Below are 2220 nucleotides of genomic sequence, written 5' to 3' on the forward strand. Positions count from 1 at the left end.
CCCCTGGGCTCCACCCGCCCACAAGCGGATAACCCGCAAAACCACCAACAGGAACCCGGAGCGCGGGTTGTCGATGCCCGCCCGTACAGTCCCTTCGTGTGGACCAGAACCAGAGCAAAAAGTACAAGGCACACTACGCCCGTTTGATGGATGACGAATCAACTCGGTCACCCCGGCCCCTCCGGACTGACCACGACATCTGCGTAGCTGACCTCTTCAAATGCCCCCGGAAATAATGGAGCGGCGGAGATCGGTCTGCGAATTTCCTGTTCACCCCTTTTCGCCGTTCGAAGTGGAACGGGGTCTGTAACGTTTTGGGTGTTTCCAGCATTTTGGTTAGTAGGTTTCGGGTGCTGGCCAGCGGTCGGCGAAGGTGATCGCGAACGCATTCAAGGCCGGCTTCCACCGCACTGTCCAGCGTGTCCTGCCCGCGCCTGTTGGGTCAAGGGACCGCGTGACGAGGTAGAGGCACGTGAGCGCAGCGGCCTCGGTCGGGAAATGGCCCCTGGCCCTGACGGCCCGCCGGTATCGGGCGTTCAGTGACTCGATTGCGTTCGTGGAACAGATTACGGTGCGGATCTCGACGTCGTAGGAGAGGAAGGGTGTGAATTCCTCCCATGCGTTCTCCCATAACCGGATGATCGCCCCGTACTGCCGGCCCCATTTTTCCTTGAGCTCCTCCAACGCGACCCGAGCGGCATCCGCATTCGGGGCCGTGTAGATCGGGCGGACGTCTTTCTTGAGGGCGTCCCAGTCCTTCGACGCGAGCCGGAACGTGTTGCGGATTAGGTGAATAATGCAGGTTTGGACCGTGGTGAGAGGCCACACGTTCGACACCACCTCAGGCAAGCCTTTGAGGCCGTCACAGACGAGGAAGAACGTGTCAGTCACGCCGCGGTTCTTGATGTCGGTCAGGACGCTCATCCAGAACTTCGCCCCCCCCCCGCCCGTCCCGGCCCAGAGCCCGAGAACTTCTTTCTCGCCCTCCAGTGAGACACCGATCGCGGCATAGATCGGCCAGGACCGCCAGGGGTTCCCCTGTCCCGTCGGCACCGTGATCCACGAATGCCGCCAGTGGGTGAAACCCGTACCCTTTCTTCCACGTCGGACGGGCGTCTTCTTTCTCCGAGTGCGAGGTCAACAGGGTCGCATCCAAGTCCACGACCAACGGCGCATCTTTGCTGACTCCGTGCAGCGGCGAGTGCTCCCCGGCTGCCGCCCAAACATGGGCGCGAGCTGGTGGAGTATGTCTTCCACGGTCCGGTACCCTCTCTGTCAACCTTGGATAAGGCACCGGGATCGTCCCGAATAGTGTCGTAGAGGGCGGGGAAGGAGTTCCCCTTGACGAACGCAGTGATGACAGGGCTCAGCTCGACCGGGCAGGCTGTAGGGATGGAAGATGTTCCCGATCCTCAGGTTCCCGAGCGTGCTCGGCGGCGGACCTACACCGCTAAGTACAAGCGCGACATTCTGACCGAGTACGACAGCCTGAACAGGCAGGGCCGCGGCGCGCTGCTCCGCCGAGAAAAGCTGTATACCTCCTTAGTCAGCTCGTGGCGTGACCAGCGAGACAAGGGGGTGCTGGCCGCTTTGGCGCGGCCGGCGGGAGCACCGCCAGCCAGCACGTCGGAGAAGGACGCGGCCCGGCTGCGGAAAGAGAACGTCCGGCTGTCGGGCGAGTTGGATACGGCTAGGCAGGTGATCGCTATCCAGGGAAAACTCTCGGCTCTGTTGGATCAACTCTCGACCAACAGCAGCGAGAAGAACACCGAGAAATAATCGACGCCACCATGACCTGCCTCGTCCCTCTCGTGGGCACGCGGGACGCGTGCCTGGCCGTGGGCCGGTCGCGGGCGACGCACTACCGCCAACACCCGCGGTCGCCAAGACCGCCGTCATCGCCCCGGCCCCGGCCGGAGCCGGCGAAGCAGCCGCGCGCGCTGACCGAGCTGGAGTGCGCCGCTGTTCTGGAGGTGCTGCGGTCCAAGCGGTTCGTGGATAAGGCGCCGGCGGAGATCCAGGCGATCCTCCTCGACGAGGGCACTTACCTGTGCTCAGTGGCGACGATGTATCGTCTGCTCCGCGCCCATGGCGAGACCGGGGAGCGTCGTGCTCAGGCCGAGCACCCGGCACGGGTCAAGCCCGAACTCATCGCGACGGGACCCAACATGACCTGGTCGTGGGACATCTCGAAGCTCAAGGGTCCGGCCAAGTGGTCGT

1 protein-coding gene and 3 pseudogenes are annotated in these 2220 nt (G+C 63.5%); 2 read left to right on the plus strand and 2 right to left on the minus strand.

Annotation, left to right across the window (positions count from 1 at the left end):
- Positions 1-336: 336 nt before the first annotated feature.
- Both Y704_RS18495 and Y704_RS25090 read right to left on the minus strand, forming a co-directional pair.
- Positions 337-1017 (minus strand): annotated as a pseudogene (locus Y704_RS18495) (IS256 family transposase); the annotation flags it as partial.
- Position 1018: 1 nt separating this feature from the next.
- A pseudogene (locus tag Y704_RS25090) lies at positions 1019-1237 on the minus strand (transposase); the annotation flags it as partial.
- Positions 1238-1341: 104 nt separating this feature from the next.
- Here Y704_RS25090 and Y704_RS0102550 point away from each other — a divergent pair.
- The gene (locus Y704_RS0102550; protein ID WP_051476617.1) at positions 1342-1779 is read left to right on the plus strand and encodes a hypothetical protein; all 438 of its coding nucleotides are present in this window, start codon (positions 1342-1344) and stop codon (positions 1777-1779) included.
- A gap of 11 nt (positions 1780-1790) precedes the next feature.
- Positions 1791-2220 (plus strand): annotated as a pseudogene (locus Y704_RS0102555) (IS3 family transposase); the annotation flags it as partial.

Origin of the sequence: Arthrobacter sp. Br18 (assembly GCF_000520555.1) — a bacterium.
Classification (GTDB): domain Bacteria; phylum Actinomycetota; class Actinomycetes; order Actinomycetales; family Micrococcaceae; genus Arthrobacter_D.